This is a genomic window from Bdellovibrionales bacterium, from assembly GCA_016716765.1.
Classification (GTDB): domain Bacteria; phylum Bdellovibrionota; class Bdellovibrionia; order Bdellovibrionales; family UBA1609; genus JADJVA01.
Map to the genome: position 1 here is coordinate 309,181 of JADJVA010000020.1, position 14,503 is coordinate 323,683.

General features: G+C 45.1%; 15 protein-coding genes. 7 read left to right on the top strand and 8 right to left on the bottom strand.

Features of this window, described 5'->3' with window-relative positions; translation table 11 throughout:
- Position 1: 1 nt before the first annotated feature.
- Entirely contained in the window at positions 2 to 637 is a 636-nt protein-coding gene (locus tag IPL83_10155; protein MBK9039510.1) for a hypothetical protein, read from the bottom strand.
- Between the two features lie 39 nt (positions 638 to 676).
- Positions 677 to 1,528, bottom strand: a complete 852-nt coding sequence (locus tag IPL83_10160) for a hypothetical protein (protein ID MBK9039511.1) — start codon at positions 1,526 to 1,528, stop codon at positions 677 to 679.
- A gap of 120 nt (positions 1,529 to 1,648) precedes the next feature.
- Between IPL83_10160 and IPL83_10165 the strand changes: the two genes are divergently transcribed.
- On the top strand, positions 1,649 to 2,284 hold the full coding sequence (locus IPL83_10165; GenBank protein MBK9039512.1) for a hypothetical protein: 636 nt from the start codon (positions 1,649 to 1,651) through the stop codon (positions 2,282 to 2,284).
- Here the strand turns inward: IPL83_10165 and IPL83_10170 are convergent.
- Together IPL83_10170 and IPL83_10175 are read right to left on the bottom strand one after the other, a co-directional pair.
- Entirely contained in the window at positions 2,265 to 3,299 is a 1,035-nt protein-coding gene (locus tag IPL83_10170) for an OmpA family protein (protein ID MBK9039513.1), read from the bottom strand. The genes IPL83_10165 and IPL83_10170 overlap by 20 nt on opposite strands.
- Entirely contained in the window at positions 3,289 to 4,014 is a 726-nt protein-coding gene (locus IPL83_10175; protein MBK9039514.1) for a MotA/TolQ/ExbB proton channel family protein, read from the bottom strand. Before IPL83_10175 ends, IPL83_10170 begins: the two co-directional genes overlap by 11 nt.
- 288 nt (positions 4,015 to 4,302) lie before the next feature.
- On the opposite strand from IPL83_10175, the gene IPL83_10180 reads away from it, so the two are divergent.
- The gene (locus IPL83_10180; GenBank protein MBK9039515.1) at positions 4,303 to 5,034 is read left to right on the top strand and encodes a hypothetical protein; all 732 of its coding nucleotides are present in this window, start codon (positions 4,303 to 4,305) and stop codon (positions 5,032 to 5,034) included.
- Here IPL83_10180 and IPL83_10185 read toward each other — a convergent pair.
- Positions 5,028 to 6,197 (bottom strand): acyl-CoA dehydrogenase family protein, encoded by a 1,170-nt coding sequence (locus tag IPL83_10185; GenBank protein ID MBK9039516.1) that lies wholly within the window; start codon positions 6,195 to 6,197, stop codon positions 5,028 to 5,030. The two genes, IPL83_10180 and IPL83_10185, sit on opposite strands and share 7 nt — an antisense overlap.
- 131 nt (positions 6,198 to 6,328) lie before the next feature.
- Here IPL83_10185 and IPL83_10190 point away from each other — a divergent pair, with 131 nt between their 5' ends.
- Together IPL83_10190 and IPL83_10195 are read left to right on the top strand one after the other, a co-directional pair.
- Entirely contained in the window at positions 6,329 to 8,548 is a 2,220-nt protein-coding gene (locus IPL83_10190) for an MFS transporter (GenBank protein ID MBK9039517.1), read from the top strand.
- An 8-nt stretch (positions 8,549 to 8,556) separates the two neighbouring features.
- Complete coding sequence (locus tag IPL83_10195; GenBank protein MBK9039518.1) at positions 8,557 to 9,576, top strand: ACP S-malonyltransferase; 1,020 nt, start codon at positions 8,557 to 8,559, stop codon at positions 9,574 to 9,576.
- 9 nt (positions 9,577 to 9,585) lie between these two features.
- Here the strand turns inward: IPL83_10195 and IPL83_10200 are convergent, their stop codons facing one another.
- Positions 9,586 to 11,493, bottom strand: a complete 1,908-nt coding sequence (locus IPL83_10200; GenBank protein MBK9039519.1) for a ferrous iron transporter B — start codon at positions 11,491 to 11,493, stop codon at positions 9,586 to 9,588.
- A complete protein-coding gene (locus IPL83_10205) occupies positions 11,478 to 11,720 on the bottom strand; it encodes a FeoA domain-containing protein (GenBank protein MBK9039520.1) in 243 nt (80 codons plus the stop codon). The genes IPL83_10200 and IPL83_10205 overlap by 16 nt, the downstream gene beginning before the upstream one ends.
- 257 nt (positions 11,721 to 11,977) lie before the next feature.
- Between IPL83_10205 and IPL83_10210 the strand changes: the two genes are divergently transcribed.
- The 3 genes from IPL83_10210 to IPL83_10220 are packed head-to-tail and all read left to right on the top strand — an operon-like array spanning position 11,978 to position 13,535.
- Positions 11,978 to 12,538, top strand: a complete 561-nt coding sequence (locus tag IPL83_10210) for a hypothetical protein (GenBank protein ID MBK9039521.1) — start codon at positions 11,978 to 11,980, stop codon at positions 12,536 to 12,538.
- Between the two features lie 9 nt (positions 12,539 to 12,547).
- Positions 12,548 to 13,060, top strand: a complete 513-nt coding sequence (locus tag IPL83_10215) for a hypothetical protein (protein ID MBK9039522.1) — start codon at positions 12,548 to 12,550, stop codon at positions 13,058 to 13,060.
- On the top strand, positions 13,053 to 13,535 hold the full coding sequence (locus IPL83_10220) for a hypothetical protein (protein ID MBK9039523.1): 483 nt from the start codon (positions 13,053 to 13,055) through the stop codon (positions 13,533 to 13,535). The genes IPL83_10215 and IPL83_10220 overlap by 8 nt, the downstream gene beginning before the upstream one ends.
- Here IPL83_10220 and IPL83_10225 read toward each other — a convergent pair.
- Positions 13,473 to 14,393, bottom strand: a complete 921-nt coding sequence (locus tag IPL83_10225; GenBank protein ID MBK9039524.1) for an FAD:protein FMN transferase — start codon at positions 14,391 to 14,393, stop codon at positions 13,473 to 13,475. The two genes, IPL83_10220 and IPL83_10225, sit on opposite strands and share 63 nt — an antisense overlap.
- Positions 14,394 to 14,503: the final 110 nt, after the last annotated feature.

A 14,503-nucleotide genomic window follows, 5' to 3' on the forward strand; every position in this document is an offset into this window, starting at 1 on the left:
TCTAAAATGCAGTTCCCTTCATCCCGACAAAAATTTGGATTCCAGAGTAGGATAAATTCATTCCATCTAAATTGGGATTAGAGAGAAGGGAGGTCAAAAGGCTAAATCGACCTGTCAGCATCCAATCAGAAGTCATGGGTATTTCGACCCCAAAATTCAACTGACCATCGATAACGGCCGCATTAAAGCCTAATTGGCTCGATCCTAAAGTGGTGGTGTCATTTATTGATAGATTGCTTAAACCAAAGATAATTCCAACGAAAGGCGAGGGCCCCCACAAACGACCCATCACCTGATTATCAAGTAAAACCTTTGAACCATTCAAGCCACGCGGATACCACCTCACTCCAAGACCAAGCCGAGTCAAGGGCATCGATCCGATCTCGCTTTCCAATATCTCCATAAATGACATCGTGATCGAGATTTCCGGACCGCTCACATTGAGATTGTAATTGAACTCCAGGGTTGATTCACTATCCAATTGCGGAGAGTAAATGACACCAACCGCATCCTGGACATCAATTGATATTGAGCTATATCCAAGCGCCATATCAAAGTCAGACGTCAGGTGCGCCTGAGCCGGCAAACTGAAAAAAAGCCATAGTCCAAAAAGAGAAACAATATTTGAAAATGACACATAGCCATTTTGAAGCCTAAAGCCCCTGGAATCAAGACCTCAATTCTTCTCTGCCTTCGTATTTTTTCTTTTATTTATATCCAAGACGGAAGACGGGGTTCTCAAATCGGCCGGAGGTGCAGCAAGTGGACTGTCTCCCATTCTTTTGTAAACCTCGTTAAGGTACTTAAAGGCGATCTTATTGTAAGGGTCAAGTTTGAGCGATCGCTCCCAGGCTGATCTTGCAGACGAATAGTCCTTCTGCAAATACTTCACCGACCCCTTCAACAGCCAGGCCTGAGAGACATATTCATCCAACTCGATCGCCTTATCAATGAGAGCAATCGCCTTGCCAAGTTGATTGCCTGCAATCGCCTGTTGAGCTTGAAACATGTATCCAATCACATTGTCATTTCGGTCTCTATCAAATTTTGCAGGCCCCCCTTGAAAGCGGGCAGAGAAAATCGCGTCTTTATACAAAACTGTCGTATTCTCTAAGAGAGCGACACGCAAGTTCAAGTCAGCAATCTCTTGCTTCAGCTTCTCCATTTCTTCTTTCTTTTCATCGGATTTCGGCTGTCCTGGTGGTGGCTTGTCTTCATTGTCCTTTTTACCTGAATCAGCTCCATTTTTTCCATCCGCAGTTGTTCCGTCATTGAGCATGGGATCCAACTGGGCTGCAACGGTTAAACTTTCTCCAGGATTGACCCGAATCATGACCTCTTTTTCTTTGTAATTTTGCTTTTCAAACACCAGGAAGAAGACATCGCCAAGCCCTGACTCCTCTTTTATTTGGGCGGGGCTCAGGCCAACGAGCTTCTTTTCGTTCGACTTGATATCACGCAAGTAGACCTTCGCTCCAGCGGGATAGGTTTTGATGAGGTATTTTCCAGAACAACCAAAAATGCTCACGCAAAGGCCAAAACCAGCCAGCATGCCTGCGAATTTTTCCTTTGGTATTCCCCTATTCTTCATGGCGATATAATCCTACCTTTGTAATTCTTCGGAATTTCGTCTAGAGTAGACAACAAGATGAAAGTACGATTCTTTATTCTTAGTAAAATTGCTGTTTTATTTCTTGTTTCGACAAGCATCAAGGCTCAGGTCCAGGTTCCAAATCTCCGTCTTAAGACAGGGATATTCCTGACCACTGTATCTGCGGGAGATGCCGTCGAAAGCCAGCCCCTCAATAGCTCGTTGACGTTTCAACCCACGATTTTATGGGATTTGAATTCATTTGGTTCCCGAGTGGGCATTCATTATATTGGAGACTTTGACAGTGACTTCGGAATGATTCCAATTTCTGGATTGGGATTTAGCGGATACTTTTACCCCTACGGAATCAGCTCCTCAAACCTCACCACAGATGACAACATCACGATCCAAAAGCACAAGACCAGTCCCTTTGTCTACGGCGGACTCACCCCTACCAATTTCAATTTAAATAAAACTGAAAGTGATGATCCCGACAATCCGATCACCTTCAGCTCCCTTGTTTTTGAGGTTTCTCTCGGTGTCGGGGTAGATTATCCACTCAGAGCGAATACACTGCTCTCGGTTGAGTTGGATCACCGCTTCGGATCAGCGGATGAAAATCAAGGGAAAACCGGAAACCTTCGCTATAGCGCGACAGGAATCATGTTTTCCTTTACAACGAGTTACTTTTAGTCTGAACCTCTTTTTCTATTTCTTTTGCTCGGTTTTCCATTTCCAAGACTTTGGACTTTAGTTTTTCAATTTCTTGTTTTTCTTTTTCGGCCTTTTGAATCTCTTTCATTTTCATATTGGCTTCGTTGATCCGTGCTTGAGCCTGTTCAGCCCTCTTCTTCAAGTCCTCTGAAGTGAGGACCTGAGTCCCACCTTGACCGTCCAATATGAGCTCCCGGCTTTTCTCTTCTGGGTCCTTCATTTCTTGCGACGAAAATTGCGGGGAACGCAAAGCTTTCGAAGCCGCGTCTACGTCATGGCCAAAGTCGACATTGATGACCACGCGACGATTAATCTTCAGGTTCTCAGCAATAATCTTTCCATCCTTATCCCGATTAGCAGCCAAGGGCAGTGAAGAACCATAGCCTTCTGCCTTCAAGCGATCAGCTGGGAAACCGTCAGCTTCAAACTGCCTCACGACTCGAGAGGAACGAGCTGCTGACAGCTCCCAATTCGTCGGAAACAGAGCTGAAGATATCGGGACATCATCTGTGTGTCCCTCAACCGAAATTTTATTAATCATTTTGTGTTTCCTTATACTAGAAATAATCTTGCTCAAAACAGCAATTGAGTCCTGCCCAAGCTCTGCTGAGCCCGAAGCAAAGAGAAGCTCACTTTGGATATTCAAAATGATGCTCGAGTCCTTTGCCTGAATGACAATGTCCTTTGGATCAACACCAGATTCCTTTGTGTTTTCCTCGATATCATCTACGACCTCTCGAACAGCCGGATTTTCTTTTACCTGACCTCCAAAATACGAGGCCACTTCCTTTCTGATCACTGTGAATTTGTCTTTATCGATTTTTGAAAATGAGTAAAGAAGAACGAAAAATCCGAACAACAGTGTCATCATGTCGGCATAACTGACCAACCAATTTGACTCGTCATGAGCCAATTCTTTATGCGCTTCTTCGATATGCGTCGATTGACGCCTACGATGCATTGGTGGCTCTGCGTTCAATTTCTCAGGCTGCATTTTTCTCCTTTTGTCCTTCCTGCAGGAGATCTGCTTGTCTTAGACCTGGAGCCAGAAATGATTTCAGATATTCCTCAATATAGAGCGGATGCCTCTTTTCCTGAATGAGCAAAATTCCTTCCTTGATAATTTTTCTTAAAACCATATCTCCATCAGACACCTCAGCTAGGTTTTCACTGATCGGAATCAGAATTAGATTCGCCACGACGAGACCATAAAAAGTCGCCACCAGAGCCGTCGCCATTGCAGGTCCAATATTGTCCTGAGCGTTTGGCTCTCCCAGGGTTTGCAAAAGAGAGATCATTCCAACTGTCGCGCCCAGCAGACCAAAGGCCGGTGGAAATCGCGATATTGTGTGCCAAACTTTAATTTCCTGATCATCTCTCATCTTTTTCCCTTTTAAAGAATTCGTCATGATTTCATCGATTTCCATAGCAGAGAATCCGAATTCAACCATGTATCGCATTCCATCTCTAAAAAATGGGTGAGCACTGCTGCTAATTTTTTCCACAGTCGCTTTTGGATTCAAACGATAAAGATCCGCTGTCTCAACAATTATTCTGATTTGCTCAAGATAGTTATTCCGAATTTTTCCAAATAACTTTCGAAATACAATCTTCATGGCCATAATGAGTCGGCTGCTTCGAAACGAAAGAAAGGCGACAGCCAATGTTCCTCCAATGACGATGATAGCTCCATGCGTATCAGCAAATATCACTGGAGACTTGGCTCCCATGACAACAAAATACAAAACTGATAGAGCCGACAATATTCCCAAAAAACCTGCAAAGTTCATGAATTAAATCCTCCGCTAAATCATGAGATTGATCGGTCGATCGCACACACAAATCAAGGTATAGATTCTCGAAGCTATACAATATTTGTTAAGGGCTAGGCTTAGGTCTCAACTCACCATTTGTCTCGTTTGAAAGAAAGGGAATCTTTCCGATAATAAAGAGTGCGAGAGTTCCAATGGAATCGGAACTCGCCATGAAGAGGATATATGGAAATAAACCCAACTGCAATTTTTCTTGAAATATCAAGCTTACCAGCTGCTAAAATTGCAACAAATATCAACCTCAAGGTCTTGGTACTCACATATGCAATTTGGACAATTTCGGGACTTCTTCTTATCATGTCATTCATTGAACTCCGAACCTATTACGAAAAGATGGTCGCTTTGAGAAATGAATTCATTAAAGAGTCCATCCTCAAAATCAAGGACTGGCTAGGAACGATCTTTCAAAGACAAAGTAGACCAAACACTCAAGGACTCTCTCGACCCGATTGGCTCTTATCAAAACCTGAACTTAAAAGTCTGCAGAATCCCTCTGTCTATTCAAATAATGAGGTGAATACCACAACTGCGTTGGAACTAAGAAAATCCAGCCTACCTCAACTCCTCAATAAGCTTCCATCCTCTGATATTCAGAGAGACCTCATTCAGTTCTCCCTCCTTGAAATACTCGACTGGGTAAAAGAACTCGAAACTGAAACTGAAACTATCAGGGAAAAATTGGCTGCGGCAAATAAGGAAAAAGAGCAGCTCTCGAAAGAAGTAACAGGAATCAACAAGCTCTGGCAAAAGTCTCTTGATAAACTCAGTCATGCACAAGCAAATATGGAAGACTTAAAAATAGAAAACAAAAAACTCAAATCAAAATTAAATAATGTCGCTACTTCACCAAAAAAAGGCAAAAATCGAAAAATCCACGAGACAGATTCTTTCTATTGAATTGCCGAAAGGCCCGTAATCTCACGACCAACAATTAGCCTATGAATATCCTCTGTGCCCTCGTAGGTATTCACAGTTTCAAGGTTCAACATGTGACGAATGACCGGATATTCATCAATTGTTCCGTTCGCCCCCAACAGGTCGCGAGCTTCGCGAGCAATATCGAGAGCCATGCGACAGTTATTCATCTTGGCCAGTGAGACTTGCCAATGTTTCATTTCCTTTTTTTCTTTGAGTCGGCCTAACTGCAAGACCAATAGTTGCCCTTTTGTGATTTCCTGTACCATCTTGACCAATTTGGCCTGAGCCAGTTGAAAACCCGCCAGCGGCTTGTTTTCAATTACGACTCTTTGCTTGGCGTAATTGAGCGCTTCATGATAACAGGCGTTCGCTGCACCCAAAACTCCCCAGGCGATGCCATACCGAGCCTGGGTCAGACATCCGAGCGCGCCTTTGAGTCCCTCAACATTCGGCAAGATCGCATTGTCAGGCACGACACAGTCCTTCAGATGCAATTCACTGGTCACACTGACCCTCAATGCAAATTTACCTTTCATTCGCGTTGTCGAAAATCCCGGCGTCTTCGTTTCCACAATAAACCCACGCACAACCCCGCCAAGTTTAGCCCAGACAATGGCAATATCAGCGACGCAGCCATTCGTGATCCACATTTTGTTTCCGTTGAGACGATAGCCTCCAGACACCTTTTCCGCTCGAGTCAACATGGCGCCTGGGTTTGAACCCGCATCGGGCTCGGTCAATCCAAAGCAACCAATGAGTTCCGCCTTTGCCAATCGCGGGAGATATTTGTTTTTCTGTTCTTCAGATCCATAAGCAAAGATGGGATACATGACCAGAGCTCCCTGAACGGAGCAAAAGGAGCGCACTCCAGAGTCACCGCGCTCTAACTCCTGCATAACAAGACCGTAGCCAACCTCCCCTAGACCAGGACAGCCATAACCTTGAATATTTGCTCCCAACAGACCCAATTCTCCAAACCGCGGAATCAAATGGGCGGGCAAGTCTTCTTTGCGGTTGGCTTCTTGCAATGTCGGGATCACCTCATTAGAGACAAACTCGCGAACTGTATCTCGAATCATCCGTTCTTCATCGCTGAGAAGACCGTCAAAATCCATGTAATTAAGAGATTCATATGCAGCCATAGCAAACTCCTCGTTGAGCTATTTAAAGGTATGCGATTTTATGAATAAAGTGAAAGTCTTTCTATGGACAAGTTGCATAACACCCGGCACAGCAGTACCGTTTAATAATCATTACATCAAGGATATCGCCTATGTACAACCGCGCTGAGATCATTGACAAAAATTTTGTTCGGTTGGTTCGTCAAGGGAACCTCCCCTTTTCTCCTCACCAGATACGGCCCGAAAGTATCGGTCTGAGCAAAACCGAAATAATGGACCTCTTTGAATCGCAAGTGATGAGTCGACATCTGGACCTCCTCGCTCGGACTTTGAAAAACCAAGGTTTATGTTACTACACCATCGGAAGCGCAGGACATGAGGGCAATGCCGTCATCGGCAAAGTGTTTCCCTTTACGGACATGGCTTTTCTCCACTATCGCAGTGGAGCCTTTATGATCCAACGATCCAAACAATTGCCCGGCACCGCTCCTCTTTATGACTTGATGCTTTCCTTTGTCGCCTCAAGTGATGACCCAATCGCAGGAGGTCGGCACAAGGTGTTTGGGAGCAAGCCCTTAAATATTCCACCACAAACAAGCACCATTGCCTCTCATCTCCCAAAAGCTGTGGGAGCCGCACTCTCAATCAAAAGGGCCTCCGATTTGGGCCTTAAGGGAAATCTGAAAGAGGATGGAATTATTCTCTGCTCATTCGGTGACGCTTCGATCAATCACTCCTCGGCCGTTGGAGCCTTTAATACAGCCGCATGGATCTCATTTCAAAAAATTCCCTTGCCCCTTGTTTTTCTCTGCGAAGACAATGGAATTGGAATTTCTGTGCCCACCCCGGTCAACTGGGTTCAAGAATCCTTTTGCCGTCGAACCTCTTTTCAATACCTTCAATGCGATGGCCTTCATCTTCTGGATACATTTAAGGTTGCAAAGGAAGCTGGGCTGCTGGCCCGAACTCGTCGTCAGCCCGTCTTTCTGCACATGAAAACGGTGAGGCTGATGGGACATGCAGGATCAGACGTCGAAAGTACTTATCGAAGTTCCTCAGAAATTGAGACAGCTGAACTAAATGATCCTCTCCTTCATTCGGCAAAAATAATTATCGAAAATGGGATGGGATCACCGGAAGATTTGATTTTGATTTATGAAAAAATTCGGGAACAAGTCAGATGGGTCAGTGAGTCCGCCATAAAAAGACCCGTTTTGGAAACCCCGACAGAGGTGCGATCAAGCCTCACAGCCTGTTCCGAGAAGAAAATCTCACCACCGCTACGTTCAGAGACAGAACGGGCCGGCCTTTTTGGTCGAGATTTCGACAAGCTCGGCCAGCCCCTTCATCTTGCAAAGCTCATCAATATCGGCCTGCATGATATCCTGTTACAATACAACAACACTCTTGTCTTCGGTGAGGACGTCGCTCAAAAGGGAGGCGTCTACAATGTGACAGATGGGCTCTTTAAGAAATTTGGTCCTCGTCGAGTTTTTAATTCCCCTCTGGACGAGACGTCGATTTTAGGAACAGCCATAGGATTGGCACACAATAATTTTTTGCCAATCTGTGAAATTCAATTCCTCGCCTATGTTCACAATGCTGAAGATCAGATCCGAGGCGAGGCATCCACTCTCGCCTTTTTCTCTCAGGGCCAATACACCAACCCAATGATCATACGAATCGCGGGTTTGGCCTATCAGAAGGGATTTGGAGGCCACTTTCACAACGATAATTCTCTGGCCATATTTCGGGATATACCCGGACTGATTATAGCCGTTCCCTCAAACGGAGCCGATGCGGTCAAGATGATGAGAACTTGCGTCAAAGAGGCCTACGAAAACGGCCGAGTTGTCATTTTCATTGAACCCATTGCTCTTTATATGACTCGCGATCTCCATATCGAAGGGGACAAACTATGGGCTCATCCCTACCCGGCCCAAGAAGAGATGATTGCTCTCGGTGAGTTTAATGTCTGGGGTGAGGGAAAAGATCTTCTCATACTCACCTACGGAAATGGCTATTACTATTCGAGACAAGCAGAGGAGGAACTCAAAACACAGTACGGAGTTTCATCAAGAATTCTCGATTTTCGTTGGATCGCACCGGTGAACTGGAAAAAGGTGGCAGAAGTTGCAAATTCCTACAAAAAAGTATTGATTGTCGAGGAGTGTCGCAAGACCGGAAGTTTCAGTGAAGCCATTGTCACCGCACTCGTTGAACATTTAAAGCCAACGCCTCAAATCAAAATCGTTGCGGCAGATGACTGTTTTATTCCCCTCGGAAAAATGGCAGCTGCTGGCCTTCCAAAGAAGGCTGAGATTCTTTCTGGTGCCCTCGATTTACTTGGTATTAAAAATAAAAATAATTGAGGTTTAAGATGAGTGTGGCAAAAAAGAGAATTGCTGTTGTGTGTCCAGGTCGAGGCAGTTATCTAAAGGAAACTCTCGGCTATTTAAAACCCCATCGCGAAAGACTGAAAAGCTTTATTGAAGACCTCGATCAACGAAGACTTGAAGATGGGTTTTTGACAATCACAGACTTGGATTCATCAAATAGTTTTTCTCCCCAAATTCACACAAAAGGAGAAAATGCCTCTCCGCTCATTTACGCATGCTCCTATGCTGACTTCACCGCAATTGATCCTTCGGTCTATGAAATAGTCGCAATTGCTGGAAACTCCATGGGTTGGTATATCACCCTGGCTCTGGGCGAATCGCTCGACCAAGCCGGGGCCTACCAAGTGATAAACACCATGGGATCTATGATGAAAGACAAGACGATCGGAGGACAAATCATATATCCTCTGATCAAAGAAAATTGGCAAAGAGATCCTTCTAAGGAGGAACTCGTCCATCAGGTTCTTCGTTCTGCAAAAGAGACACCCGGAGTCGAAGTCTATCCGAGTATTTTTCTCGGGGGTTATTTGGTCTTAGGCGCCAACAATGCGGGCCTGAATTATCTCATGAAATCTCTCCCTCCCATTGAACACTTTCCCTTTCAACTTCTGAACCATGCGGCCTTTCATACGCCTTTGCTGAACGAGGTTTCAAAGCGAGCTCTAGAGATGATTCCTGAAAACCTGTTTCATCCGCCAAAGGTGCCTCTCATTGATGGACGAGGTCACATTTGGAAAGCCTATTCAACCGACGTCAAAGAACTTTCTCACTATACCCTCCATCAACAAGTCATTGAACCTTATTCTCTGACCGCATCGATTGAAGTTGCCCTCAAGGAATACAATCCGGATCACCTTGTCTTACTGGGACCTGGGAATACTCTTGGAGGAGCCATTGGGCAAATACTCGTTAATATGAAGTGGGATGGAATTATGGACAAGCAGTCCTTCACACAGCGACAGAAAACCAATCCCTTTTTGATCAGCCTCGGGATGAAATAATTTTTCCCACTAAGAAATCCCAAAGGCACGAAGCCCTTGAACCAAAGCGACGGCCAAAACATAAGCCACAATGTTAAAAACGACCAATTGCATGAGGGCAAAACGCCATCTCCCCGACTCGCGAACGGCCACTCCAGTGGTCGATATGCACTGGAGAGCAATCATAAAAAACACAATAAGACCCAACACCGACGAGATTGTAAAAACCGAAGATCCATCGCTCATTTTTGCCTCGGACATCTGAGACAAAAGAGAATCCTGCATGGATTCCTCGTCTTTATCTGCAATATTGAAAACGATTGCCAAACTCGAAACAAATACCTCTCGCGCGGCGAAAGCAGATATCAAACCTACGCCGACCCGCCAATCCACTCCCATGGGAGAAAAAACAGGCTCAATGAGCTGACCTGCCTGCCCAAAAAAACTCCGGTTTAACTTATCTGAATCACTTGCCACATCATAATGAGGAAAAGTAGTGCCTATCCAAACAACAATAGACAAAAGGAAAATAACGGGACCCGCTCGACGAATATAGTTTTTGGTTCGGCCATAGGCCTGACGCAAAACGGAGCCGAAAAGGGGACGACGATAAACAGGAAGTTCGAGACAAAATAAGGATTTTTCTTGAATTTTAATAAACCGATTCGCGATTGCCGCTGCCAATGCCCCGACTAAGATGGAACCTACGTAAATTCCCGCCAAAACCAAGCCCGCCTTCCAGGCTGGGCTATCCCGAAAAACAAAAGTCAAAAGAAGAGAATACACCGGCAATCTTGCACTGCAACTCATCAATGGGATAATAAACAACAGAAGCCAGCGCTCCCGTTTGCTATTGACCGTTCGAGCCGCCATCATGGCCGGAACCGCACAGGCATAGCCCGACAACAAAGGGACAAAAGATCGACCGCTCATCCCCAGCATTCGCAAAGGCCGATCCATTAAAGTAGCAGAGCGAGCGAGGTAACCGGAATCTTCAAGCAAAGCGATTCCCATGAACAAAATGAAAATTTGAGGCACAAAAACCAAAACAGCCCCAAACGAACTCACAAGTCCGTTTGCCAAAAAATCAGACCACAGAGCCCCTGATCCAAGTTCACTCACAAGGCGGGAAAGCCAGCTAAATCCCGAGTCTACCAAGTCCATGACTGGAGTCGCGAGCCAATAAATTGAAGTAAACAAAAGAGACATGATGACGAGAAACATGATGAGACCCCAAAAAGGATGAAGAAGAACCCCATCAATTTTTGACGTCCTCTCTGCGGCATCGAGACCTCGGCGAGAGCGATTGGGCTGAACAAGCTTTTTCTCAAGCGCTCGAGTCTCCCCTAGGACACGCTCGATGTCCCCGGCTTTCCAGGATTCAATGCGATGAGTGAGCTTCATTCGGCGATTGTCCGATAAAACTCGACGTGTTTCATCCACCAGAATTTGAACACCACCACCCAAGCGCCCATCAATCGGCACAACAGTGCAATTCAATTCCTTTGCGAGAGCCTCGATGTCAATTTCCAATCCCTTTTCGGAAAGCAAATCCATCATTGTGACAGCTACAATCACGTGAAAACCTGAGGCCAAGAGCTGACGAGTCAGGAGCAGTTGCCTTGAAAGATGAGTGGCATCGACAACGGATATAACCAATTTGACAGAGCCCCAGCTAAAGTTCTCCTGTAGGGCATTTATTGTCACTTCCTCATCTGGTGATTTTGGGGATAGGCCATAGACTCCTGGCGTGTCCATCAAATGCACCGATTCTCCGTATCGACTGTGGCTCGTCCCTGCAGAATAATCGACGGTTGATCCCGGATAGTTGACCGTATTATAACGCAAACCTGTCAGCCAATTGAAGAGCGTCGTCTTCCCGCTATTGGGTGATCCCACCAAAGCGGCCGTTTCAAACAAACCTACAGATGAATGCATAGGACCTCTTCCTTGCGCAAAGCAACGACGAGTCCTTTGACCTCAACCAAATAGGGGTCACCAAAAGGAGCTTGTCCTCTCAATACAATCGTTTCTCCTCGAACTATCCCCAACTCCATCAGTCGAGAGACCAGAACTTCATCACCCGCCAAGTCTTTGATCGGTGCCGAAAATCCCTTGGATTTTCCGACCAGTGTATCAAATTTCGCTGTCTCATCGAAGTCCATGAATTATCACCCCAAGAGATATCCGCACCGATGCGCTTCAGTCAGTGGTCTGAATATTTCCTCTTCTAAATTGGATACACCATCTCGCTCCCTGCTGACAACAGAGACAACGCCAAAGCCAAAATACCTCCTGATTCTCGGGTTCTTGCAAGCCTATTGATAAGGTTCACAATATCCCATTGCCAGCTTCGGATCTTTCAGGTAGTCGATCAACGGCAGAAGTCGCTCTGACCGACTCAAGAGGAGAGGAACGAAAGATGAGCCACAGTCTACTTTCTCGTTTGTTGTTCGTCTTATTTCTTGGGACCCCCTGCTATGTGATTTGCCGTGCTCAAGTGCTCATTTCTCCAGAACAGGCGGCAAAAGCGGCCTTTCCCAAATCCACTGCTATAAACAAATTAAGTATTTCTTTAACAGAAGAGGAAAAAACTCGGGCCCAGCAACTCGCACAAGCTCCCATTGAAGATAATGTCTTTACATTTTATGAAATCAAGGCCAAGGAAAAGATACTAGGACATGCTGGGCTGCATTCAGCTAAAGTGCGAACCAAAGATCAAACGGCCTTAGTCGCCATTGACCCAAAGGGTGCCATTGTCAGTGTCGAACTCATTGCCTTTTATGAACATCCAGAATATTTGCCTCCAAAGGGCTGGAATCAAGTATTTGTTGGAAAAAACATGAGGGCCGGTTTAAAATCCGGGCAAGATATCCCAATTATTACGGGATCCACTTTGACAACAGAGCGACTCGCTCAAGCCGCTCGAATCATTCGTGGAATTTGGCAGGTTAAGTTTCAGCAGAAAAAAAATGGAAGTTAGGAAATTGCCGTGCAGTTTTTAATGAATTCTGATCTTCGCCATAATTCCTACCTTAGGACGCTTCTGATTTTATTTCTTGTTTTCACGTTCTTGTATTTGTCTCTTAATATCGGGTTGGAATACTCACGCCTGGGTCTCTTCCCTGATCAAGTTAGAGATAAGCTTTTGGGAAATCCTGAGTCTTTTCTGCCCGCGAAAGATCTCGCTACTCTTTTTACAGATCTACACGTTAATTTATTTATCTATCCTCTGATGGTCATGACAGTTGTTTCGATATTGGTCCACACGAAGATTTCAAATAAGGCAAAAACTCTTTGGATCATTGTTCCTTCTTTAGCTGTCCTGATCGAAATCTGTGGCTTGTTAGGGACGAGGTTTGTCCATCCCTTTCTTGTTTGGATGAAGATTGTTGGTTTTTTGCTCTTTGAGACATCGATGTTCGTCATGTTAATCAAAGTATTTGTTTATTTGATCAGTCGCCCGGATGACCACAGGCCTAAGGATCACTTCCATCATGGCTAGACAGTATCATTTGATAATTGGAATTTATTCTCTTCTGATGATTTTGCATTTGGGAACTTCTTTTCTCTTGTTCACAACAAAAATGGGATGGTCACTGCCCTCCATTCAACAGTTTTATCTTGGCGACTTAGAAATCAATTTGCTTCCGAAGTCGGAAATGGGATTGTTAGAAACAGCCGTTCAACATTTAGCCGCAGTCGGGATTATAAGTTTCATCCTCAGCCATTTCCTGATTTTTATTCCACAGATCTCTTCTTCGACAAAATGGATTTTAGGTCTCAGCTTCCCCCTCGCAGGCCTGTTAAATCTGGCGTCTGGATTTTTCATTATTTATTTTGGCCCTGCATTTGTTGTTTTTAAGCTTCTCTCATTTGTCATTTTTCAAGCAGCTTATATCGCAATCCTCTGGATCTTAATTCGTGCGGCTCTTGTTGAAAGCAAAATCAACAACCCAAGGACTTCTCTCAAGATTTGAGTCTGTTCGACCATCTGAGAAGACAATATAATACCCCAGACCCGCGTGTGCGTGGAGGAATTGGCGCACTTTCTCTAAAGGCATCACAGCGAGAGATGTCGTCCAGGCATCCAAGTTGGTGTTGGTTTCATTTCCAAGCAAAGTTATGCTGGACAGGTTCGAAACAGATCTCCCCGTTTTTGGATCAATCAAATGATGAAACAAAGGATCTCCAGAAAAACGACCATAGCCTCCGCTCGTAGAAATCCCCACCTGTGGGCCTCTGACTCTCAACTCTGCAATGAATTTAGAATCACTCAAAGGATCCTGGGGATCCTGGATTTTAATTAAACACTCTCCAAAACAGCGTATATCACCGCTCAGACTTAGGCTTCCGTCCTGAAGTCCAGCTTTTGCAAGGATCGCGCTCGCTTTGTCGATGGCATAGCCCTTGCCAATACCTCCAAAATCCAAGCCCAATCCCTTTTTCAAAATTTTTATTTCAGTCCCCTTGACTCGCACAAACTGAGATCCCGTCTGTCTCAAAGCCATCCGAATGCCTTCAGAACGCGGGCGAGGAAGACTCCTTGAGTTGAGGTGATTCAGATCTTGAAAATGGTAGGCCCTCAGAGTGAGAGCCGCCAATGTCATATTGAAGGCTCCTTCAGTTTCTCTCTCAATCTCCCGAGATTTTTGAATAAGATCCAAAAGATCTCTATGGGCATCCCTCAGAAATCCCTCTTGATTGAGCCGAGACACTTGAGAGTCTGGTTTATAAACTGAAAGAATTCGGTCAAGCTCCTCCATGACTCCAAAAGCTTCGTCAATACTCCGCGCACCTATGTGGCCCAATACGCTTATCCTTGCGATCGTGCCCATGATCTGCTTTTCCCGCAATACAAAATCTGGTGGAGCTGGCAGATGACAACAGGAAATTGTGGCAGTTGATATAAACCACGCAAAAAAAAAAAAAATGGAATCCTCAACCT

What these genes read in the sequence shown, in the direction of transcription:
- IPL83_10205 (MBK9039520.1), bottom strand. Translation starts at nt 11,720, where the DNA reads ATGGACTTCGATGAGACAGCGAAATTTGATACACTGGTCGGAAAATCC.
- IPL83_10225 (MBK9039524.1), bottom strand. Translation starts at nt 14,393, where the DNA reads ATGGGCACGATCGCAAGGATAAGCGTATTGGGCCACATAGGTGCGCGG.
- IPL83_10195 (MBK9039518.1), top strand. Translation starts at nt 8,557, where the DNA reads ATGAGTGTGGCAAAAAAGAGAATTGCTGTTGTGTGTCCAGGTCGAGGC.
- IPL83_10165 (MBK9039512.1), top strand. Translation starts at nt 1,649, where the DNA reads ATGAAAGTACGATTCTTTATTCTTAGTAAAATTGCTGTTTTATTTCTT.
- IPL83_10210 (MBK9039521.1), top strand. Translation starts at nt 11,978, where the DNA reads ATGAGCCACAGTCTACTTTCTCGTTTGTTGTTCGTCTTATTTCTTGGG.
- IPL83_10185 (MBK9039516.1), bottom strand. Translation starts at nt 6,197, where the DNA reads ATGGCTGCATATGAATCTCTTAATTACATGGATTTTGACGGTCTTCTC.
- IPL83_10220 (MBK9039523.1), top strand. Translation starts at nt 13,053, where the DNA reads ATGGCTAGACAGTATCATTTGATAATTGGAATTTATTCTCTTCTGATG.
- IPL83_10200 (MBK9039519.1), bottom strand. Translation starts at nt 11,493, where the DNA reads ATGCATTCATCTGTAGGTTTGTTTGAAACGGCCGCTTTGGTGGGATCA.
- IPL83_10170 (MBK9039513.1), bottom strand. Translation starts at nt 3,299, where the DNA reads ATGCAGCCTGAGAAATTGAACGCAGAGCCACCAATGCATCGTAGGCGT.
- IPL83_10190 (MBK9039517.1), top strand. Translation starts at nt 6,329, where the DNA reads ATGTACAACCGCGCTGAGATCATTGACAAAAATTTTGTTCGGTTGGTT.
- IPL83_10180 (MBK9039515.1), top strand. Translation starts at nt 4,303, where the DNA reads ATGGAAATAAACCCAACTGCAATTTTTCTTGAAATATCAAGCTTACCA.